Annotated in this window: 20 protein-coding genes; 7 read left to right on the top strand and 13 right to left on the bottom strand. The window is 67.3% G+C overall.

Going from position 1 to position 21,665, the window contains the following annotated elements; all coding sequences use genetic code 11:
- Positions 1–56 precede the first annotated feature (56 nt).
- Positions 57–1,010, top strand: coding sequence for a CHAD domain-containing protein (locus tag MC381_RS08730; RefSeq protein WP_251977348.1), 954 nt, complete (start codon positions 57–59; stop codon positions 1,008–1,010).
- Positions 1,011–1,128: 118 nt separating this feature from the next.
- Positions 1,129–2,706, top strand: a complete 1,578-nt coding sequence (locus tag MC381_RS08735; RefSeq protein ID WP_251977349.1) for a BCCT family transporter — start codon at positions 1,129–1,131, stop codon at positions 2,704–2,706.
- Between the two features lie 112 nt (positions 2,707–2,818).
- Here MC381_RS08735 and MC381_RS08740 read toward each other — a convergent pair whose 3' ends face one another.
- The 10 genes from MC381_RS08740 to def form a co-directional block, all read right to left on the bottom strand.
- Positions 2,819–3,325, bottom strand: a complete 507-nt coding sequence (locus MC381_RS08740) for an Hsp20 family protein (protein ID WP_319022837.1) — start codon at positions 3,323–3,325, stop codon at positions 2,819–2,821.
- 403 nt (positions 3,326–3,728) lie between these two features.
- Positions 3,729–4,943, bottom strand: coding sequence for a TraB/GumN family protein (locus tag MC381_RS08745; RefSeq protein WP_251977350.1), 1,215 nt, complete (start codon positions 4,941–4,943; stop codon positions 3,729–3,731).
- Positions 4,944–5,073: 130 nt separating this feature from the next.
- Positions 5,074–6,330 (bottom strand): serine/threonine transporter SstT, encoded by a 1,257-nt coding sequence (gene sstT, locus MC381_RS08750; protein ID WP_251977351.1) that lies wholly within the window; start codon positions 6,328–6,330, stop codon positions 5,074–5,076.
- 278 nt (positions 6,331–6,608) lie between these two features.
- Positions 6,609–8,057 (bottom strand): TrkH family potassium uptake protein, encoded by a 1,449-nt coding sequence (locus MC381_RS08755; protein ID WP_251977352.1) that lies wholly within the window; start codon positions 8,055–8,057, stop codon positions 6,609–6,611.
- A 55-nt stretch (positions 8,058–8,112) separates the two neighbouring features.
- The gene (trkA, locus tag MC381_RS08760; protein ID WP_251977353.1) at positions 8,113–9,486 is read right to left on the bottom strand and encodes a Trk system potassium transporter TrkA; all 1,374 of its coding nucleotides are present in this window, start codon (positions 9,484–9,486) and stop codon (positions 8,113–8,115) included.
- Positions 9,487–9,636: 150 nt separating this feature from the next.
- Entirely contained in the window at positions 9,637–9,843 is a 207-nt protein-coding gene (locus MC381_RS08765) for a dodecin (RefSeq protein ID WP_251977354.1), read from the bottom strand.
- Positions 9,844–9,896: 53 nt separating this feature from the next.
- Positions 9,897–10,592 (bottom strand): bifunctional nicotinamidase/pyrazinamidase, encoded by a 696-nt coding sequence (gene pncA / locus MC381_RS08770; protein ID WP_251977355.1) that lies wholly within the window; start codon positions 10,590–10,592, stop codon positions 9,897–9,899.
- A 107-nt stretch (positions 10,593–10,699) separates the two neighbouring features.
- Complete coding sequence (rsmB, locus tag MC381_RS08775) at positions 10,700–12,025, bottom strand: 16S rRNA (cytosine(967)-C(5))-methyltransferase RsmB (RefSeq protein WP_251977356.1); 1,326 nt, start codon at positions 12,023–12,025, stop codon at positions 10,700–10,702.
- Complete coding sequence (gene fmt / locus MC381_RS08780; protein WP_251977357.1) at positions 12,022–13,017, bottom strand: methionyl-tRNA formyltransferase; 996 nt, start codon at positions 13,015–13,017, stop codon at positions 12,022–12,024. Before fmt ends, rsmB begins: the two co-directional genes overlap by 4 nt.
- Positions 13,018–13,126: 109 nt before the next feature.
- The gene (def, locus tag MC381_RS08785) at positions 13,127–13,639 is read right to left on the bottom strand and encodes a peptide deformylase (protein ID WP_251977358.1); all 513 of its coding nucleotides are present in this window, start codon (positions 13,637–13,639) and stop codon (positions 13,127–13,129) included.
- Positions 13,640–13,895: 256 nt separating this feature from the next.
- Between def and MC381_RS08790 the strand changes: the two genes are divergently transcribed.
- The gene (locus MC381_RS08790) at positions 13,896–14,966 is read left to right on the top strand and encodes a LysM peptidoglycan-binding domain-containing protein (protein WP_251977359.1); all 1,071 of its coding nucleotides are present in this window, start codon (positions 13,896–13,898) and stop codon (positions 14,964–14,966) included.
- A gap of 25 nt (positions 14,967–14,991) precedes the next feature.
- Positions 14,992–16,146 carry a DNA-processing protein DprA gene (gene dprA, locus MC381_RS08795; RefSeq protein ID WP_251977360.1) on the top strand — a complete coding sequence of 385 codons (1,155 nt, stop codon included), beginning with the start codon at positions 14,992–14,994 and terminating at the stop codon, positions 16,144–16,146.
- A gap of 59 nt (positions 16,147–16,205) precedes the next feature.
- Here dprA and MC381_RS08800 read toward each other — a convergent pair whose 3' ends face one another.
- Positions 16,206–17,042: a 5'-nucleotidase, lipoprotein e(P4) family gene (locus MC381_RS08800; RefSeq protein ID WP_251977361.1), complete on the bottom strand. Its 837-nt coding sequence runs from the start codon at positions 17,040–17,042 to the stop codon at positions 16,206–16,208.
- Positions 17,043–17,290: 248 nt separating this feature from the next.
- On the opposite strand from MC381_RS08800, the gene tsaC reads away from it, so the two are divergent.
- The 3 genes from tsaC to aroE are packed head-to-tail and all read left to right on the top strand — an operon-like array spanning position 17,291 to position 19,618.
- On the top strand, positions 17,291–17,839 hold the full coding sequence (gene tsaC / locus MC381_RS08805; protein WP_251977362.1) for an L-threonylcarbamoyladenylate synthase type 1 TsaC: 549 nt from the start codon (positions 17,291–17,293) through the stop codon (positions 17,837–17,839).
- Between the two features lie 37 nt (positions 17,840–17,876).
- Positions 17,877–18,809, top strand: a complete 933-nt coding sequence (gene hemF / locus MC381_RS08810) for an oxygen-dependent coproporphyrinogen oxidase (protein WP_251977363.1) — start codon at positions 17,877–17,879, stop codon at positions 18,807–18,809.
- A complete protein-coding gene (aroE, locus tag MC381_RS08815) occupies positions 18,806–19,618 on the top strand; it encodes a shikimate dehydrogenase (protein WP_251977364.1) in 813 nt (270 codons plus the stop codon). The genes hemF and aroE overlap by 4 nt, the downstream gene beginning before the upstream one ends.
- 240 nt (positions 19,619–19,858) lie before the next feature.
- Here the strand turns inward: aroE and MC381_RS08820 are convergent, their stop codons facing one another.
- Positions 19,859–20,665, bottom strand: coding sequence for a M48 family metallopeptidase (locus tag MC381_RS08820; protein WP_251977365.1), 807 nt, complete (start codon positions 20,663–20,665; stop codon positions 19,859–19,861).
- Between the two features lie 148 nt (positions 20,666–20,813).
- Positions 20,814–21,515, bottom strand: a complete 702-nt coding sequence (locus tag MC381_RS08825; RefSeq protein ID WP_251977366.1) for a hypothetical protein — start codon at positions 21,513–21,515, stop codon at positions 20,814–20,816.
- Positions 21,516–21,665: the final 150 nt, after the last annotated feature.

Below are 21,665 nucleotides of genomic sequence, written 5' to 3' on the forward strand. Positions count from 1 at the left end.
ATTGGCTCGCTAACGGCTAGACTGAAGTCGATACCCGTGACAACGAGAGCCCATCGATGTCCTATCGCCTGACAGTTCGCCATGACGTCGAAAGTGACCTGCAGCGTGTGGCCGCCGAGCAGATCGGACGCGCCCGCCAGGCACTCGAGCAGGAATCGCCGGTCGACGCGATCCACCGTCTTCGCCAGCGCTGCAAGAAGCTCCGGGCGCTGCTGCGTCTGGTTCGGCCGACGCTGGGCAAGCGTTATGCCGGTGAGAATCGTCGCTTCCGCAATCTTGCCCGTAGCGTGGCCTCGCAGCGCGACGAGCAAGTGCTGATCGAGACCTTCGATGCCTTGATGCGGCGTTACGCCGAGCAGATCGACCGGCGCCATTTCTCGGCGATTCGTCGCCAGCTGCAAGCGCGACGGCGTCACTCCCTCGCGGCGGCCAAAAAGAGCGAAGCCGGGAACGAGGGGGCCGGCGAGGAGGGCGGTGACGGCCAGGCATCCGCGCTATCCGAGACGGCCGCGCTGGTCGCCGTGCTCGAGCAGGCGCTGTCGGCCGTGCCGAACTGGACGCTGTCCGCCCGGGGTTTCGATGCCGTGGGCGAGGGGCTTGCCGAGAGCTATCGGCGGGGGCGCCGGGCATGGAAGCGGGCGCGTCGGTCACCGACGACGAGCGAACTTCACGAGTGGCGCAAGCAGATCAAGTATCACCGCTACCACTGTGAGCTGCTGCGTGATCTCTGGCCGGCCGAGATGAAGACGCGCTCGCGGGAAGCGCATCGGCTATCGGACTGGCTGGGCGAGGACCATGATCTCGCCACGCTGCGGGCAAGCCTGGATGACGACGTCATGGCGCACCTCGGCATGCGCCAGCGGGCACAGCTGGCGGCGTTGATCGAGCAGCGCCGCCAGGTGCTATCGACACAGGCCTTTGCGCTGGGGCGGCGTCTCTACGCCGAACCGACCAAGGCGCTGCACCAGCGTTTTGCCCGCTACTGGCAGGGCGCATCCGGTAAATCGTGACGTGGTGGCCGGCAGGTATTTGCCGGTTGAAAACCCCGGTAGTTGCGAGATCGCGCATTTGCCGACACCTTCCGGTGTCTGTAGGGTGTCGCGCTTCATGCCTAACGAAACGATCTCTATGCCTTCCGATAACAACCCCCGCTCCATGGCGGGTGGCCGCTTCGGTGACCCTATCGTCCTGGTCTTGACCATCGGGTTCATCGTGGCTTTCGTGCTGTCTTCGGCGCTGGCGCCGGATGCCGTGACCGATGTCATCGGCGCCGGTTTCACCTGGTCGGCACAAACCTTTGGCAGCTTCTTCCAGCTGCTGCTGCTGCTGACGTTCGTCATCGCGATCGGTGTGGCTGTCTCGCCTGCCGGCCGTGCGCGGATCGGCGCGCAGGCGACACCGGACATGAGCACCTTCAAGTGGGTCTCGATCATTCTCTGCACGCTGCTGGCGGGCGGCGGCGTGTTCTTCGCGGCCGGCGAGCCGGTCTACCACTTCGTGGTCTCGCCGCCGGCCTTCGATGCCGAAGCGGGCACGGCGGCCGCCGTGCCGGGCGCTCTGGCACAGTCGTTCATGCACTGGGGCTTTCTGGCGTGGGCGGTGCTGGGCACCCTGCCGGCCATCGTGCTGGCGCATCATCACTATCAGCGCGGCCTGCCACTGCAGCCGCGGACGCTGCTGGCGCCGGTGATCGGCGAGCGCCGGGTGCGCGGCGCGCTGGGGAGCGTTGTCGATGCCGTCTGCGTGATCGCGCTGGTCGGCGGCACGGTGGGGCCGATCGGCTTCCTGGCGACCCAGATGAGCTTCGGGCTGCATGAGCTCTTTGGCTTGCCGCAAGGCTACGGCGTCCAGCTTGCGATCATGGTGCTGCTCGGGGCGATCTACGTTACGTCGGCCGTGACCGGCATCGATCGCGGCATTCAGATCCTGAGTCGTTTCAACGTCGGTCTGGCGCTGGCGATCGCGGCGGTGATCCTGCTGCTGGGGCCGACCCAGTTCCTGGTCGATGCCTGGTTCCAGGGCTTCGGCAGTTACCTGTCATCGTTCTTCGACATGGCGACCATGACCGCGCAGACGGCGCCCGGCTGGTGGATGAAGTGGTGGACCGTCTTCTTCTTCGCCTGGTTCATCGGCTACGCGCCGGTCATGGCGATCTTCGTCGCGCGTATCTCCCGTGGGCGTAGCGTGCGCGAGATGATCGTGGCGGTCGCGATTCTGGCGCCGCTGGCGACGACGGTCTGGTTCACGCTGCTGGGCGGTTCCGGTATCTATCATCAGTTGCAGGGCACGATCGATCTGGCCGAGCCGCTGCAGAACTTTCAGTTCGACGTGGCCACGCTGACGGTCGCCCAGGCGCTGCCGGGCGGCACCGTGATGGCGCTGGCCGTGCTGGTATTGACCACGATCTTCGTGGCCACCACTGGCGATTCCATGAGCTATGCCGTCTCGGTGGTATGCGCCGGTCACGATGAGCCGAACCCCGCACTACGGGCGTTCTGGGGTATCTCCTTCGCGCTGATGGCGGCCATCCTGCTCTACATGGGCGCCGGCCAGGTCAGCGTGCTGCAGCAATTCCTGGTCATGCCCGCCATCCCGGTGGCGCTGATTCTGGTCCCCACGCTCTGGCACGGCCCCAAGTCCGCCTACGCTATGGCACGTGAGCAGGGCCTGCTGATCGACCCGAAAGCGGCAGCCTCGCCGAAGTAACCGAGCACCTGCCGCGAACGCAGAACGCCCCGGCGGGTTTCCCCGCCGGGGCGTTCTCGTGTTACCGCTTGGGCGTCGCGCCGTTACCGGCGGCGCGACCTGTCTCTGCCGCTTAGACGGCGGTCGTCTCGGCCCGGGCCGTCTGATGCTGGGAGACCGGGCTGTCGTCCGACCGGGTTTCCGTCAGGCGCGGCTGGCTGCCGTTGATCGGGATCTGACGCGGACGCTGCTCTTCAGGCACCACCCGCAGCAGGTCGACGATCAGCAGGCCGTTTTCGAGCCGAGCGCCCTGGACTTCGATGTTCTCGTCGAGGCGGAACGACAGCTTGAAGGCGCGCTGGGCGATCCCCTGGTGCAGGTATTGCACCTGCGCGTTGTCGTGACGCTCACCCTTGCCGGCGCTGATGGTCAGCACGCGTTTCTCGACGTTGACGTCCAGCTCATCCTCGCCGAAACCGGCGGCCGCGACCGCAATGCGGTAATCGTTCTCGCCATATTTCTCGACGTTGTAGGGCGGATAGCTGGGCACGTCGTTCTGCAGGGCGGACTCGAACAGGTCGTTGAGCCGATCGAAGCCCACGGAGCGGCGGAACAGCGGTGACAGTGACATGGTGTTCATGGTGAACCTCCTGATTCTCAGCAAAGTTACCTTGGTGACGCCCGGACCCGTTCCGGGCCATCGCTACGGACCCGCTTGGCGGCGTCCGCGGTCTGTCGGCTAACGTTTCCGGAGGCGGTGTTGCTAGCCTCTCCGGATCGTGTTGCTCGACATTATGTTAAATAGGGTCGTCAAATCGCTTTTCAAGGGCTGAATCGTTTTTCAGAGGCCCAAGGCCTGTTCAAAGGTCGACGGCGATTCGATGGCCGAGCGGCCGTGACGCTTTTGCCCCCAGCGGCCACGGCTATCGCCGGGGCCTCGAAAAGCCATATGGTGTCGTCGAGACGAGATTCAAGCGTTCGAGGAATCGGGAGGAAACGCCTGCCTACGGCCAGGGCCGCCGGGCAGGCGTCGAAGCCGGGGCTCAGCCGAACAGCTGTCCGGCGATGCGCAGGCCGGCCACCCAGGTGGCGATGGCGGAACCGAGACTGGAAAAGAGGAAGACCAGCAGGGTTCGTGCGACGCGGTTTCGCCACCAGCCGCGCCAGTGGCTGACATCGCGGCGCAGGCGCGAGAAATCGCCGACGGTGGGGCGGCGGCAATAGAGCTCGGTACCGGCGGTGACGAAACCGACGCCGATGGTGGGGTTGAGCGAGGTGAGTGGAGCCCCGACGAAGGCCGCGGCTATCGTCAGCGGGTGGGCCAAGGCCACGAGCGCCCCCAGCGCCGAGAAGCTGCCGTTGATCAGCACCCACTCGCCGACCAGCGACCAGCCGAGCGAGGTGTCGCGGCTGAAGCCGATGGCGAAGCCGGTCAGCACCAGTGCCACGATGATCCAGGGCAGCGCTTTCCACCAGCGTGCGCGGGGAGCGGTCGTTTCCAGCGTCGCGCGCTCCGCGTTCACCGCCTCGCGCGCGGGGGGGGCGTCGTTCAATCCTTCCAGATGCGACGCCATGCCCTTGAGGTGGCCGGCACCGATCACCACCAGCACGCGGCGGGCCTCGCCGTCCGGTAGCTCCTCGACCAGCCGGAGCGCCATGAAACGGTCGCGTTCGGCGATCAGCGGCTCGTAGAGCGTCTGCGACTGTTCGGCGAACTCGGCGAAGGTCGACTCGAGGACGTCACCCTCCTTGAGCTTCTCGATCTCCTCGCGGGAGACCTTCTGGCGCGACAGCACGCTACCGAGCAGGCCCGAGATCAGGTTGAAGCGCTTGTACCAGGGCACGTTCTGGTAGACGCGCTTGAGGGTGACGCCGATCTCGCGGTCGATCAGATAGAGCGGCAGCTCGGCACGTTTCGCTTCCTTGACCGCGGCACGCATCTCCGCGCCGGGTTCGATGCCGGACTGTTCGGCCACGCGCTGCTGGAAGGCGCCGAGCGCCAGGCTGGCGGCCACCATGCCGGCCTTGCCCTGCTTGAGCACCTGGAACAGATCGAGCTTGGCCATGGCATCCGGCTGGGTAAGGCTCTGGTAGCGCGAGGCGCAGAGTTCGATCGCGACAGCGTCGAACTCGCCGGAGCGGATCAGGTCGCGGACCTCGTCGGCGCTGGCCTGCGATACGTGAGCGGTACCGAGCAGGGTCAGGCGGTGATCGGCCAGATCGACGTGCTGGCGCGGTCCGGCGGCGGAGTCAGACATCAATGCGGGTTTCCAGACAAGAGAGTGATCGCTCCATATTGCACGTCCCGCCGCCAATTCCAAGTCGATACCGGGATCATTGGGCGGCGGCGTGACGCCGGTGGCACGGTTCGGCAGCACGCGGCGAGGCTCACTCGCCCTGTGACAGCTTCTCGCGCGCCTTCGGCGAGCGGCAGGCGGCCGCGGTGAACAGGACATCGGTGGAGGAGTTGAGCGCCGTCTCGGTCGCATCCTGCAGCACGCTGATGACGAAGCCGATGGCGACCACCTGCATCGCCACATCGGCGGAGATGCCGAACAGGCTGGCCGCCATCGGGATCAGCAGCAGCGAGCCGCCGGCGACGCCGGAGACACCGCAGGCTGCCAGCGCCGAGACGATGCACAGCAGCAGGGCGGTGGCGAAATCTACATCGATACCGAGTGTATGGGCGGCGGCCAGTGTCAGCGTGGTGATGGTGATCGCCGCCCCGGACATGTTGATCGTCGCGCCCAGCGGGATCGACACCGAATAGGTATCGGCGTGCAGGTCGAGCCGCTCGCACAGCGCCATGTTGACCGGAATGTTGGCGGCACTGCTGCGGGTAAAGAACGCGGTGATGGCGCTGCCGCGCAGACAGGCGAAGACCAGCGGGTAGGGGTTGCGTCGCGTGTAGAGGAAGACGATCAGCGGGTTGGTGACCAGCGCCACGAAGACCATGCAGCCGAGCAGCACGAGCAGTACCCGGGCATAGTCGGCCAGGGCCGCCAGTCCCTCCGAGGCAAGGGTGCTGGCGACCAGGCCGAAGATACCCAGCGGGGCGAGACGGATCACCCAGCGCACCAGATGCGAGACGGCGTCGGCACCGTCGCCGAGTGCCCGGCGCGTCGTGTCGCTGGCCTGCCGCAGCACCAGCCCGAGGCCGACCGCCCAGGTCAGGATGCCGATGAAGTTGGCCTCGAGCAGGGCATGAACCGGATTATCGACCGCGCTCAGCACCAGGTGGCGCAGGATCTCGGCGATATTGCCCGGAGGCGTGCCATCAGCCGGCGGCGCATCGATCGTCAGGTTCGTCGGGAAGGCGAAGCTTGCCGTCACCGCCACCAGGGCGGCGACCAGCGTGCCGATCAGGTAGAGCGCCAGGACGCCGCGGATCTGCGTCGGCTGGCCGCGTTGGTGGCCGGCGATCGCGGCCATCACCAGCAGAAAGACGAGAATCGGTGCCAGCGCCTTGAGCGCGCCGATGAACAGATCGCCCAGAATGGCGACAGAGGCGGCAAGGTCGGGCATATAGCGCGCCAGCAGGATGCCGGCGACGATGCCGAGCAGAATCTGCGGAATCAGGCCGATGCGCGGCAGCGAAGCGGCGCGGGAGCGGGTGTCGGAGCTGGTGTCGGAGCGGGCGGACATGGCTCTCTCTCGATGGAATGACGGTGCACCGGCGGGTCGAGAACGCGCGAGCTGCCGGGGTGAGCGACGGGCGGCGGGACGGGACCGCCCGTGAGGCGGCGCATTCTATCATCGATCAGGCGGCGGAACTTTCGGAAAACCCTGGAGTGTCATTGATCCTCGGGACAAACGACCATCGAGTCGGCAAACAGCGGGACTAAACGTGCGATCGATGGCTGGCGCGTCAGGCAGAACTCGCTGCCGCCGCCGCGGGCTTTGGCGAGAGCACCAGGCGGACGTCAGCGTCGCCAGAACGCCGGCGTGAACAGGACCAGAATGGTGAAGATCTCGAGTCGGCCGAGCATCATCGCCAGCACCAGCACCCACTTGGCGATATCCGGGATATCGCCGTAGTCGGTCGAGACAGCGCCCAGCCCCGGCCCCAGGTTGTTGAGCGCGGAGCCGACCGCAGACCAGGCCGTGACCTGATCGAGCCCGGTCGCCAGCAGCACCAGCAACATGATCACGAACAGCATCAGATAGACCGAGAAGAAGCCCCAGACGGCTTCGGCGACGCCTTCGGAGATGCGCATCTTGCCGACCTTCACCGCGAAGACCGCGTTGGGGTGGATCAGGCGATGAATCTCGCGAATCCCCTGCTTGAGGATCAGCAGGATGCGGATCACCTTCATGCCGCCGCCTGCCGAGCCGGAACAGGCGCCGACGAAGGCCGCCATGAACAGCATGATCGGCAGCACGCCCGGCCAAAGGGTGAAGTCGGCCACGCTGAAACCGGAAGTGGTCGCGACCGAGACCGCCTCGAACAGTCCGTGGCGGATGCCGGTGGCATCGTGATAGGTGCCGGTGGCGAACAGCGTGATCACGGTGATGGCGATCAGCAGTGCCAGAAAGGTCACGAAGAAGCGAAACTCCGGGTCGCGGACATACTGCAGCAGGCGCTTCTCGCGCCAGACCGCGAAGTGCAGGCCGAAGCTGATCGACGAAACGACCATGAAAAAGACGCAGATCAGCTCGATGGTGGCGCTGTCGAAGTGCGAGATGCTGGCGTCGTAGGTGGAGAAGCCGCCGACGGCGACGGTGGCGAAGCTGTGGCCGAGCGCGTCGAACCAGTTCATGCCGGCCGCCCAGTAGGCGAGCGCGCAAACAACGGTAAGAATCACATAGATGTACCACAGTGCCTTGGCCGTCTCGGTGATGCGCGGCGTCAGCTTGGAGTCCTTCAAGGGACCGGGGATCTCGGTGCGATAGAGCTGCATGCCGCCGATGCCCAGCGTCGGCAGAATCGCCACGGCGAGCACGACGATCCCCATGCCGCCGAGCCACTGCAGCTGCTGTCGATAGAAGCGGATCGAGGCCGGCAGATGGTCGATGCCGCTGAGCACCGTGGCACCGGTCGTGGTCAGCCCGGAAAAGGATTCGAAGGCCGCGTCGGTGAACGACATCGACGGCGAGTCCGAGACCATGAAGGGAATCGTCCCGAACAGCCCCAGTACGCCCCAGAACAGAACCGTGATGATGAAGCCATCGCGGGTTCGCAGCTCGCGACGGGCGCGGCGGTTGGGCCAGTAGAGCAGGGCGCCGGTGACCACGGAGATCGCCAGGCCGGCGCCGAAGGCGTGCCAGTTGCCGTCGTGGAAGATCCGGGCAATGACCATGGGGGGCACCATGGTCAGGCTGAACAGCATCAGCAGAAGCCCGACGATGCGCAGAATCACCAGTAGATTCACGTGGCGAGGCTCCCTGACGGCCGGAACGGGGTGACGGTGTCTGGCGAATGGGGCATCAGAAGAAGGTCAGGCCGACCTGGAACAGACGCTCGACGTCGCGAATCCGGCGTTTGTCGATCACGAACAGGATCAGGTGGTCGCCGCTCTCGATCATCACGTCGTCGTGCGCGATCAGAACCTCTCGCCCGCGAACGATGGCGCCGATGCTGGTGCCGCTGGGCAGGTCGACTTCGCTGATGGTACGGCCGACCACGCGGGAGGAGCGCCGGTCGCCATGGGCGATCGCCTCGATCGCCTCGGCAGCGCCGCGTCGCAGCGAGTGGACGTTGACGATATCGCCGCGGCGCACGTGGGTCAGCAGGCTGCCGATGGTTGCCTGCTGCGGCGAGATGGCAATGTCGATCTCGCCGCCCTGGACCAGGTCGACATAGGCGGCATTGTTGATCAGCGTCAGCACTTTCTTGGCGCCCAGGCGCTTGGCCAGCATCGACGACATGATGTTGACCTCGTCGTCGTTGGTCAGCGCACAGTAGATGTCGCAGTCCTCGATGTTCTCCTCGAGCATCAGCCGCTTGCTGGTGGCGCTACCATGCAGCACGACGGTGCGGTCCAGCTTTTCGGAGAGCGTGCCGCAGCGGTGCAGGTCATGTTCGATGATCTTGACCTGATGCTTGTGCTCGAGCGTCTCGGCCAGGCGTTCGCCGATGTTGCCGCCGCCGGCGATCAGGACGCGGCGAAAATCGCGGTCGACCTTGCGCAGCTCGCCCATCACCGTGCGGATATCCTTGCGCGCGGCGATGAAGAATACCTCGTCGTCGGCCTCGATGATGGTATCGCCCTTGGGGATCATCGGCCGGTCGCGGCGGTAGATGGCGGCGACACGAGTATCGATATCCGGCATGTGGCGGCGCAGGAAGCCGAGCTCCTGCCCGACCAGCGGGCCACCGTAGTACGCCTTGACGGCGACCAGCTGGGCCAGGCCGCCCGCGAAGTCCAGCACCTGCAGGGCGCCGGGGTACTCGATCAGGCGCCGGATATGGTCGGTCACCACCTGTTCCGGGCTGATCAGCACGTCGACGGGGATGGCGTCGTTGGAGAACAGGCTCTTGCGGGTCAGGTAGGCGGTCGAACGCACGCGACCGATTTTCGTCGGGGTGCGGAACAGGGTGTGCGAGACCTGACAGGCGACCATGTTGATCTCGTCGGAGCTGGTCACCGCGATCAACATGTCGGCATCTTCCCCACCGGCCTGACGCAGGATGTTGGGATAGGACGCGGTGCCGATCACCGTGCGGATATCGAGACGGTTCTGCAGCTCTCGCAGCCGCTCTTCGTCGATGTCGACAACGGTGATGTCGTTCTCTTCGTGGGCCAAGTGCTCGGCCAGTGTGCCGCCGACCTGGCCGGCGCCCAGAATGATGATTTTCATGCCAAACCGTCACGGAAACAGGGGGAGCGTCGCGCGCTGTCTTCGGCGCATCTTGCACGCAATTTGGCGCGAAGGATACCCACCGGGGGGTGGGAATGACAGTACCGCGAGCCTCGCGGCGGGCGCTGGCTCGCGGTACCGCGTGGCGGGTCAGTCGAGCGTCACGCCCACCTTGATGGTCACCTGCCAGTGGGCCAGGCGGTCATTCTCGAGATGGCCGCGGGTCTCCGTGACCTCGAACCAGCGCATGCCATGCAGGGTCTTGCCGGCCTTGGTCAGCGCATTCTGCACGGCGTCCTCGATACTGGTGGGCGAGGAGCCGGTCAGTTCGATCTGCTTGTAGACGTGGTCGCTCATGGTGGCACTCCTTTCGACGGAAAAACGCCCGATCTTCCTGGGGGCGTGTGATGTCAGGCATCGACGATCTCGACGCCCAGTTCGGTGAGCCGTGCGCGGGTATCCTCGTCGGTGTCGAAGGTGACGGGGCGCGTCAGCGGCCATAGGAAATGGGTATGGAAGCCGGCTGCAACCGCGTCTTCGGCGCTCCACAGCACGCATACGTCGCGTGCCAGTCCGCAGACATAGACATCGGTGACATGGCGGTCGCGTAGCCAGCCTGCCAGGCCGGTCGCGGGGCGGTGGCCGCCGGGGCCGTGATTGTTGCGGAAGGCGCTGTAGGAGTCGACGCGCGGGTCGGTGCCCTTGCGCAGGATCAGGTCGCAGCTCGACCAGTCGATGGCAGGATGCAGTGCCGCGCCTTCCGAGCGCTGCACGCAGTGGTCCGGCCACAGGGTCTGGCTATGTCCGTAGAGGTCGATCGCCTCGAAGGGCTGATGCGGCGGATGGCGGGAGGCGAACGATACATGCCCGGCGGGGTGCCAGTCCTGGGTGGCCACGACATGGCCGAAGGCGCGTTGGGCAAGCAGCCACTCAAGACCGGCGAGAATCTCGTCGCCTTCGCGGCAGGCCAGGGCACCACCGGGCATGAAGTCCGGCTGCACGTCGACCACGATCAGCGCACTGTCGGCGGCAACGCCGTCGAGCGAGAGCGGGGCGAGTTGCGGTTCGCGGCGAACACCGCGATCGAGCACGTCGTAATCTGCCACGGCCGACCTTCCTCAAACCGAGTTATCGTGATGTCTCAGTATCGAAGGCCGGTCGGGATGGCGCAAGCGGCGCAGGCGATTGCCGTCCGCACCTGGCGAGATGTCGTCTAGGTCGACTTGTGCAGACGCGCGTAAAAGAAGCCATCCGGCCCTTCCCGTGTCGGCAGCAGCTGGCGACCGGCACCGGCAACGGCGCCCCAGGACAGATTCGGCGGCAGGTCGGCGGTGGCGTCCGGCGTGCGGGCCAGGAACGCCTCGATCTGCTCGGCATTCTCGGCCGGCAGTACCGAGCAGGTGGCATAGAGCAGGGTGCCGCCGGGCGCCAGCCTGGCCCAGGCGGCATCGAGCAGGCGCGACTGCAGGGCGGCCAGCTCGGCGATATCGCTGTATCGCCGCGACAGCTTGATGTCCGGATGACGCCGGATGACACCGGTGCCGGAGCAGGGCGCGTCGAGCAGAATGACATCGAACGGGGTGCCGTCCCACCAGTCCCCGTCGGGATCGGCGGCATCGCAGGCGTGTAGCTGGGCGGTGAGATCCAGACGGGCCAGCGTATCGCGGACCCGGGCGAGGCGCGCGGCGTCGACATCCAGCGCCGTCAAGTCGATCGAGAAGCGCTCGAGCAGATGGGCGCTCTTGCCACCCGGCGCGCTGCAGGTATCCAGTACCCGGGCACCGGCGGGCTCGGCGAGCGCCGGCGCGAGGAGTTCGGCACAGAGCTGGGCGGCTTCATCCTGAACGCTGATCTCGCCGCGATCGAAGCCGGGCAGCTGGCGCACGTCGCAGGCCGCCTGCAGCTGGATGCCGTCGTGGGAGAGGCGGCAGGGGTCGGCCGCGATCCCGGCCTCGCCGAGTTGCGCGAGATAGGCATCCCGCGTGATGCGACGCGCGTTGACGCGAAGCGTCATCGGCCCGGGTTCGTTATTGGCCTCGGCGATGGCGCGCCACTCGTCCGGCCAGGCGTCGCGCAGCTCGCGCAGCAGCCAGGCAGGGTGCCACAGCGCCACCGGCGGGTCCCGGTCGACCTTGCCCTGCAGCGCGACCGACTCGCGCTGGAAGCGGCGCAGACAGCCGTTGAGCACTCGCGTCGCCCACGCCTTGCCCAGGGCGCGTGCGGCGCCCGCGGTTTCGCTGACGGCGGCGTGCGGCGGCACGCGCATGTGCAGTAGCTGATAGAGCCCCAACAGCAAAAGCGCTTGAACGTCGCTATCGCGGCGCTTGAACGGCTCGCGCAGCAGCTCGCCGCTGAGCGCCTCGAGACGCGGAAAGGTGCGGCAGACGCCAAAACAGAGCGCCTTGACGAAGCCGCGGTCTCGCTCGGCAACGCCGCAGGCGGCGAGGTCACCGTCGAGACCGGCGAGCGACCCCTGGCCGGTAATGACCGGGACCAACAGGCGTGCAGCAGTGGCGCGGGCGTCGTTCTTGCGGCTCATGATGCGGTCTCCCCGGTTGCGCCGAGTCGTTGCCCGGCACTCAGCCGTGGCGGGTTGGCGTTGAGCAGATCGCGCGCGGCAAGCGGTTTGCCGCCGGGCATCTGCAGCTGGCTGACCCGCAGGACCTCGCGGCCGTCCGCGCCGCAGGCGATGCGCAGGGCATCGCTGGCCGGGGCGAGCAGCGTGCCCGGCTGCGAGGCGTGGGCCGCGGTGTCGCCGTGGGCCTCCGTCTCCGGGGTGGCGAACCAGAGCCGCAGGGTTTCCTCGCCCAGGCGGGTCCAGGCCACCGGCCAGGGGTTGAACGCGCGAATGCGCCGCGCCAGCACGTCGGCCGGCTGCGTGAAGTCGAGCTCGGCTTCGGCTTTAGAGAGCTTGCTGGCGTAGGTGACGCCGCTGTCGGGTTGCGGGGTCGCCGTCAGCTCGCCGGTGGCAAGGGTGTCGAGCCCGGCGGTCAGCGTTTCGCCGCCGAGCGTGGCCAGGCGGTCATGCAGCTCGCCGCCGGTGGTGCGCTCCTCGATCGGCGTGCGCCGGATCAGCAGCATGTCGCCGGTGTCCAGCCCGGCATCCATCTGCATCAGCGTGATACCGCTCTCGGCGTCGCCGGCTTCGATGGCGCGCTGGATCGGCGCCGCACCGCGCCAGCGAGGCAGCAGCGAAGCGTGCACGTTGAGGCAGCCGAGGCGCGGCGTGTCGAGTACCGCCTGGGGCAGCAATAGCCCGTAGGCCACGACGATCATCACGTCGGCGTCGAACGCGGCCAGGCGCTGCTGGGCGTCGGCGTCCTTGAGGCTGGCCGGTGTCTCGACCGGCAGAGCGTGTTCTAGCGCGAGGCGCTTGACCGGACTCGGCGTGAGCTTGCGACCGCGACCGGCGGGTCGGTCCGGCTGGGTGTAGACACCGATGACCTGATGCCGGGACGACAGCAGCGCACGGAGACTCTCGGCGGCGAAGTCGGGCGTGCCCGCGAAAAGGATGCGCAGCGGTTGGCTCATGCGGGAGCGTTCCTGGCTGGGGCAGTCAAAGGCTGCCGATGAATGACGCGAGGCCGGCGTCGCGGTGACGGCCGGCCTCGGGAATCCGGATACAAGCAGGGGCTAGGGATCAGGCGTCCTGACCCTGCCGATGGCGCTTCTGCATCTTTTTCAGCACGCGGTCGCGCTTGAGCGGCGACAGGTAGTCGACGAAGAGCACGCCCTCGAGGTGATCGCACTCGTGCTGGATGCAGTGCGCGAGCAGACCGTCGGCGTCGAGCTCGTAGTCGTTGCCGTCGCGATCGGTCGCCTTGAGGTGCACGCGCAGCGCACGCGGCACTTCGGCGTAATAGTCGGGAATCGACAGGCAACCTTCCTGCAGCGGCTGGCGCTCGTCGTCGAGTGGCTCGTAGCTGGGATTGATCAGCACCAGCGGCGAGCTGCGGTCATCGCTGACGTCCATGACGATCACGCGCTGGTGAACGTCGATCTGGGTCGCGGCCAGGCCGATGCCGGAAGCGTCGTACATGGTCTCGATCATGTCGTCGACCAGCGAGCGGATCTCGTCGTCGACCTTTTCGACCGGCGCCGCCTTGTTGCGTAGACGCGGATCGGGGTATTCAAGAATCGTTCTGATGGCCATAGCGTATGGGGTGCCTGTCGGCATGAGTGACGTGTTGACCGCTATTGTAGTGTGCCCGAGGCGGCGGGAAAACCGCTGTCGTGCTTGAAGTGCCACGCCGCTGGCCACGCGTGGCGGGCGCTGGCACGGAGGAAGGGAACCGCGCGAGCGGATGGCGGACGTGGCCAGCGGTGCGGGAGCGCCTGAGCTCAGGGAGATTCAAGTCCTGACGGCGGAGGCCGATCTATCTTGGGATACCCCGTGTCTGGAACTCTCGATGACGATGACTCTCTGCCGCGATGGCCGAGCCGGCGCGCGCCGCTGTCGCACGGCACTGGCCGGCCTCGGGCTGGCTTTGCTGGGTGCGCTGCCGATGCAGGCCTCGGCGCAGGCGGTGCGCGACGAGGCGCCGGTCAGCTATACGGTGCAGCCCGGCGATACCCTGTGGGGGATCGCTGCCCGCTATCTCGACGCGCCCTGGCAGTGGCAGCGCCTGTGGCGGCGCAACCCGCAGCTCGATGCGCCGTCGCGGCTCTATCCGGGCGACGTGATCCGCCTCGATACGGATGCGCGTGGTGCCCCGGGGCTCCACCTCGAACGCGGCCCGGGCGCGGTCGTCAGACTCTCGCCCGAGATGCGCCGCGCACCGCAGCGGGAGGCGGTTCCGAGCCTGCCACTCGATCGCGTTCGTGTCTTTCTGGATGCCTATCAGATTGTCGATCCGGCACAGCTGGATAACGCGCCAACCGTCCTCGCGGGGAGCGGGCAGCGTCTGCTGAGCGGCGCCGGGGATACGCTCTACGCGCGTGGCGAGCTGCCGGCATCCGGCGCCCAACTAGGTGTCTACCGGCCGGCCACCGACTACCGTCGCCTGGATGCGCGCGCCGAAGGGCTCGAACTGCACCGTCTCGGCCATGTGCGCGTGCGGCGGCGTGACGGCGACATCGCCGAGCTCGTGGTGCTCGATGCCGCCGAGGAGATCCGTAGCGGCGACTATCTGCTGGCGCTCGATGAAGGCGGCATCACCACGCGCTTTCTGCCGCGTCCCCCGCCCCTGGCGGTGGAGGCCACGATTCTGTCGGTGCCGGCGGGCGTGCGTTTTATCGGTCGTCATGACGTGATCGCGATCGATCAGGGGGCGGCAGGCGGCCTCGAGACCGGCCATGTGCTGACGGTGATGCATCAGGGCGAGCGCGTCCACGACGAGACGCAGGACGACTGGGTGACGTTGCCGGATACCGAAGCCGGCGCGGTGATGATCTTCCGCGTCTTCGAGCATCTCAGCTATGCCCTGGTGATGCGCGCCTCGCAGGCGTTGGTCGTCGGCGATCGGCTGGTTACACCATGAACGGGCTGCGGTCGGGGGAAACGCGATGTCGCTGACCACGCGCGACTGGTTGGCGTTGCAGGCACTGCCCGGGCTGGGGCCGGCGCGACTGGCCCCGCTGATCCGGCGCTGGCAGGTGTCCGGCGAGCCGGTCTGGCCCCAGGGGTGGCTGGCGGCACTGCCATCCCACCTGGCTCAGCCCTTGCGCCTGTGGCTCGATCACCCCTCGCGTAGCCCGCTGGCGGCGGCAGTGGACGCGGGGCTCGAGTGGGAGGCCGCGGACCGGCGTCATCATCTGCTGCACCCGGGCCACCCTGCCTGGCCGGCGTTGCTGGATCAGCTGCCCGATCCGCCGACGCTGTTGTGGGCCAAAGGCGATCTCGAGGTGCTGGGGCTGCCAGCCATGGCGATGGTTGGCACACGGCGGCCGACACGAGAAGGGCAGGATAATGCGGCGGCTTTCTCCCGGGCGCTGGTCGCGCGCGGTTTCGGTATCGCCAGTGGCATGGCGCTGGGGATCGACGGTGCCGCGCAATGGGCTGCCCTGCAGGCTGGCGGTGCCACGATCGGGGTGCTGGGCTGTGGGGTCGATGTCATCTATCCGCCGCGTCATGCCGGGCTCTACCGCGAGATCCTCGCCGGCCAGGGGCTGTTGCTGTCGGAGCACCCGCCGGCGACACGGGCGCATCCGCGTTTCTTTCCGCGGCGCAATCGCCTGATCACCGGGCTCGCCCAGGGCGTGCTGATCGTCGAGGCGGCGGAGAAGAGCGGTTCGCTGGTCAGCGCGCGATTGGCCCTCGAACAGGGGCGGGAGGTCTTCGCACTGCCCGGGTCGATCCACAACCCGCAGGCCAGCGGCTGCCTGCGGTTGATTCGACAGGGCGAGGCGGCCCTGGTGCGCGATGTCGACGATATGCTCGAGGAACTGGGGGCATGGCAGACGCCGGTGCCCCCTGAAGCGACGCGGGCGCCGCTCGGCGCGGTGGGCGAGGGCGCCAAGGCGCCAGCGATGAAGGCCGACCAGGCCGCGGCGCCGTCATCGCCGCTGCTGGCGGCCTTGAGTGATGCCCCGACGCCGCTGGATCTGCTGGTCGATCAGACGGGGCGCTCGGTCGCAGAACTCCAGCTCGAACTGCTGGAGCTGGAACTCGAGGGGCGCGTGGCGCAGGCTGCCGGCGGCTGGGTGCGACGCGGTCGCTGACGCTGAGCGTTCTTGTCCGTTGGCCGAAAGACGAGCTATCGGCTGACCGGTCGCGCGGGTCAGGGCGCTGTTGGCCCCTGCCAGCGTCTCAGATGTGCCCGCCGGGCGCGGGACTTTGCCTCGTCGCTCACACTGAAATCACCTTCGTAGAGCGCTCCTTCCCAGGCCCCGTAGGTTGGGTTGGGCAGCACGATGTAGCGGCTGCCGAACGCTTCGGCGCGAGCGTTGACCGCGGCGCGTCGCGCCTGTGCGGTCTCGCGATCGAACCCGGTGGAAAAGTCGCCCAGATTGTCGCCCATCAGCAGAATGACCCAGTGCGACTGTGCCACACGCTGGCGGCGGGCGGTCTTGTCGCTGCGCGCCGTGCGCGGCAGCAGGTGCTCGGCATCGGCGTTAGGAAAGCCCACCCGGGCGAGATTGCGCAGTGTGGCCGCCTGCTCCTCGACCTTGCGATTGGTGACATAGAACACCTCCACCCCGCTCGCCGCGACGTCATCGAGGAATGCCCGGGCCCCGGGCATGGGCTCGGCGCTGGCGGTTTCGACCCACGCTCGCCAGCTGTCGCTTGCGTAGTTTTCGCCGCTATCGATCAGCCACGCCTCGTAGGGTGTGTTGTCGAGCACGGTTTCGTCGACATCGACAATGATCGCCGGTGGCTGTGCCGGGCGGTCTGATGCGGCGAGCGCGCGATCCAGGTTGAGACGTGCCAGGTGAAAGGCCTGATGGCTCAGCGCGGCATACTCCCCCGCGCTCTGCATCCAGACCGTTGCCATGACCAGCTCGTCGGAGAGCGTCTGCGCCTCGGGCGAGGGCTGGGTGGGCTGCTGGGCACAGGCGCTCAGCCCGGCGGCGAGCGTCAGGGGAATCAAACGGCGCGAAAGCGACAGACGCGGCATGGGCAACTCCTGGGGTAGGAAGAGACAATCGCATTCACTATGGTGACCCGCCGGCGAGCGCGCCAGCCTCCCGTCGCGATCTTGCTGTCGTCTCGAACACGATGAGGGTGCGCGCCGGTGCGACGCTGGGGCACGGCCCCGGTGGGAATCGGCGTGTTAATATGACGCCAACGTAACGCGGCTGAGCGACCGCAAGATGCGGCTGAGAGACCGCGAGATAGAGAGCCGTTCGCGAGGGAGAGAGCGTCATGCAGGATTTTTCGGCCGCGACAGTGGCCCTGCGCGCCGGTGGCATCATCGCCTATCCCACGGAGGGCGTGTGGGGGCTGGGCTGCGATCCGGACGACGAGCGTGCCCTGGCCGCGCTCATCGCGCTCAAGGGGCGGGCCAGCGAAAAGGGGCTGATCCTGATTGCCGGCGACATCGCCCAGCTCATGCCCTGGCTCGAGGGCGTCGACGAGGCCGCCATGGCCCGACTTCGCGCCTCCTGGCCCGGCCCCAACACCTGGTTGATCCCCGACAACGGCCGCGCGCTTCCCCTGCTGCGTGGTGCGCATCCGACGCTGGCCGTGCGCGTCAGCGACCATCCGCTGGTGCAGTCGCTCTGTGCCGCCTGGGGCGGACCGCTGGTCTCGACCTCCGCCAATCGGGCCGGCGAGCCGGCAGCGATGAGCGCCGCGGAGGTTCGTGCCACCTTTGGCGACCGCCTGGAGGCCGTTGTCGAAGGGCCGCTGGGCGGGCGCGACCGTCCCAGTACCATTCGCGATCTCATGACCAATCGAATCCTGCGCGCCTAAGCGCCAGTCACTCCGCCGTCAACCGAGGGACGTTACCGTGGCCCATCCGCATCTCGAACGCGTCAAAGACTATCTGCTGACTCTGCAGGATCATCTCTGCGACTCGCTGGCTCGCCTCGACGGCGGGCAGACGTTTCGCGAAGAGAGCTGGGAGCGCGCCGAAGGTGGTGGCGGCCGTTCGCGCGTGATCGAAGAAGGAGCGCTGTTCGAGAAGGGCGGCGTGAATTTTTCGCATGTCTTCGGCGCCCAGCTACCGGCCTCGGCGACGGCGGCGCGCCCGGAGTTGGCCGGGCGCAGTTTCCATGCGGTCGGCGTCTCCTGGGTCCTGCATCCGCGTAACCCGCATGTGCCCACCTCCCATGGCAATGTCCGCTTCTTCATTGCCGACAAAGAGGGCGAGGCGCCGGTGTGGTGGTTCGGTGGCGGCTACGACCTGACCCCGTACTATCCGTATCTCGAGGACGTGCTCGACTGGCATCGGGTCGCGAAGGCTGCCTGCGATCCCTTCGGCGAGTCGGTCTATCCGCGCTTCAAGGCGTGGTGCGACGACTATTTCTACCTCAAGCATCGTGACGAGACGCGTGGTGTGGGCGGGCTGTTCTTCGACGATCTCAACGAGTGGTCGTTCGAGCAGTGCTTTGCCTTCCAGCGGTCGGTCGGCGACAGCTTCATCAAGGCGCTGACGCCGATCGCCGAGCGTCGCCGCGATACGCCCTACGGCGAGCGGGAGCGCGAGTTTCAGTCCTATCGCCGCGGGCGTTACGTCGAGTTCAATCTGGTCTGGGACCGCGGTACCCTGTTCGGCCTGCAGAGCGGCGGCCGCACCGAGTCGATTCTGATGTCGATGCCGCCGATGGCGCGCTGGCAGTATCAGTGGGCCCCGGCCGAAGGCAGCGAGGAGGCTCGCCTGTCGGCCTTCCTCGAACCCCATGACTGGTTGAACGCCACGGAGGCACAGTTACCCCGATGAGTGATCGCTACGCCGTTTTCGGCAACCCCATCGGCCACTCCAAGTCGCCCCGGATCCACGCCGCCTTTGCCGAACAGACCGGTCAGGCGATGCGCTACGAGGCGATCGAGGCGCCGGTGGAGGACTTCGCCGGCGCCTGGCAGGCCTTTGTCGCGGCCGGCGGTCGCGGTGCCAACGTGACCGTGCCGTTCAAGCAGGAGGCCTTCGCGTTGGCCGAGGTGCTGAGTCCGCGCGCGCGTCTTGCCGGGGCGGTGAATACGTTGCAGGTGGGTGACGATGGCCGTCTGTATGGCGATACCACCGACGGCGTGGGGTTGGTGCGCGACCTGCAGGCACATGCCTCGCCGCTGGCTGGCGCACGTGTGCTGATATTGGGCGCCGGGGGCGCCGTTCGTGGGGTGATCGAGCCGCTGCTCGAGGCCGGCGTCGGGTCGGTGGTGATCGCCAACCGTACCGTGGCGCGGGCCGAGGCGCTGGCGGCGCTGTTCGCTGAACGGGGCGACGTCCGTGGCTGTGGCTTCGCCGAGGTGTCCGGGCCGTTCGAGCTGGTCGTCAACGGCACCAGCGCCAGTCTCGCCGGCGATTTGCCGCCGCTGCCGGACGACGTGTTCGCCGATCGGGCGCTAGCCTACGACATGATGTACGCGGCCGAACCCACGGTGTTCCTGCGCTGGGCGGCCGAGCGGGGCGCGCGGACCGTGGACGGTCTCGGCATGCTGATCGAGCAGGCGGCGGAATCCTTTCTGCTGTGGCGCGGTGTGCGCCCGGAGACGGCGCCGCTGCGCGAGGCCTTGCGCCGCGAGCTCTGACTGACAGGTGAGCGCCGAGCGTCACACGGGATACCCGTTCGCTGCCCCTCCGGTGCTGTGCCGATAGACAAGAAGCCCGCCCCGATCGTCGACCGGGGCGGGCTTCTTGCCGCTATCTGGTGCTACCTTCTCGCGCAACCTGGTGCGCGTCGTTCCATCGGCCTGCCGCTATCGGTTGATGCTACCGGCCATCGCTAACGGCTGGCGCGATAGCGGGGCGAGGGAAGGCGGGGCGAGACCTCAGGCCTTGCAGTTGGGGCGAATGCCGTTGGCGCGAGCCTCTTCGTAGCGGGGCTCGGCTTCTTCCAGTCGGTTGTGCAGGCCTTCCATGCGCTGCGCGTTGCTCGGGTGGGTCGACATCCATGCCGGCGGCTCGCCCTGGCTGTTGGCCGACATGTTCTGCCACAGGGTAATGCTGGCGTTGGGGTCGAAGCCGGCGTCGGCCATCAGGTCGAGCCCGACCAGATCCGCTTCCGACTCCTGCTTGCGCGAGAAGGGCAGGATGACCCCGTACTGCGCGCCCGCCCCGAGCAGCCCCATCAGCTGATCGCCGCCGGCACCGCCGAGGCCGGCAGCGGTCTGCAGCACCGATAGCCCGGTCTGCGTAGCCGCCTGGGTGGAGACGCGTTCGTTGGCATGGTGCGCCAGAACGTGGCCGACTTCATGGCCGATGACGGCCGCGAGCTGGTCCTGATTGGTGGCCACATCGAGCAGGCCGGTGTTGACGCCGATATAGCCGCCCGGCAGGGCGAAGGCGTTGGCGGTATCGTCCTGGAAAAGCTTCACTTCCCACTTGTCGATGCCTTGGCTGGCGGGTACCTGGGCGGTGATGGCATCGGCCACGCACTGTACATAGCTGGCCCGGGCACCACCGACGGTCTGCAATTCCTGTTCGTACTGGGCGAAGCTCTGCTGGCCCATCTGCGCCAGCTCGTCGTCGGAATAGAACGCCAGCTGGTTGCGCCCCAGCGGCGAGGTGCTGCAGGCACTGATCAACGCGGCGAGGCCGAGAACGCCGACTAGCCGTTTGGAAGGTCTTGCTGACATGAAGGTCTCCGATTCTGCTCGATCGTGAATAGCGTCGCTCGCCGTTGAAACCGGTCTCGCGCCGGTCTTTGTTTCGCTTGGTGGCGAGTCTCTCCGAGCGCTGCTCAAGCGTTGGGGTCCGCTCAAGATACCCGGCACGACGAGGGGGTCAAGATGTCGCCGCCGCTGGCGGTATTTTCGTCTCGGTGTCAGTGTCGGGTCCGACATGAGTATCGGCCTGAGTGCCGGTCTGAGCACCGGGCTCGCGACGGGTTGCCGTCTCGTCGTCAGCACCGATCTCCAATCTCAGCGTGGGGGCGGTGACGAAACCGGCGAGCGCGGTCGGTAGCGCCGGCGTCAGCGACAGCTGACTGCCCGGCGGCAGTTCGCCGGTTCGGCTGAGCATTCGTGCCAGCGAGAGAAGCGACGAGACGCGTTCGGCCTGCGTCGCCAGCGCGTCGCTGCCAGCGGGATGGAGCGCGACCGGCAGCGTGACCGTTACCGGCTCGCCTCCCTGCAGCGCGATGAGCTGGTCGATCTGGCCCGCGCTCGACTCGGCACCGGGCACCTCGAGCTGCCAGTCGAAGCCCTGCAGCTCGATCTCCGGTAGGCCGGCGGGCAGTGTCAGTGCCAGCGGCAGATCGAGGTTGACCGGCAGGCCGGCGAGCGCAAGCCCGGAACTTAACAACGAGCGTTCGTCGATGCCTTCCAATCCGGGCGAGAAGTGGTAATTGCCGATACGCACATCCTCGACGCCCAGCGACGATAGCGCGATGCGGCCGAGCATGATGCCGACCTGCGGTAGCGCGAGACAGCCACCAAGCAGCATTGCCGGGAGCAACACGGCATAGAGACGAAAACGGGGCAACATGAGGGCTCCGGAGAATCGGCAGACGGCGGTTCGCGGGCGGGGGGGCTCGGGCCGTGATATCGATGAGCGAGAGGGCAGACAAGCCCGCGCCGGGCGGCGCGAGCAGAACGGACAGCATGATACCGCGCGGCGAGCGACCCCGGTAGCGAT

The sequence above is a fragment of the Salinicola avicenniae genome (assembly GCF_023736115.1).
In the GTDB taxonomy this organism is placed as follows: Bacteria; Pseudomonadota; Gammaproteobacteria; order Pseudomonadales; family Halomonadaceae; genus Salinicola; species Salinicola avicenniae.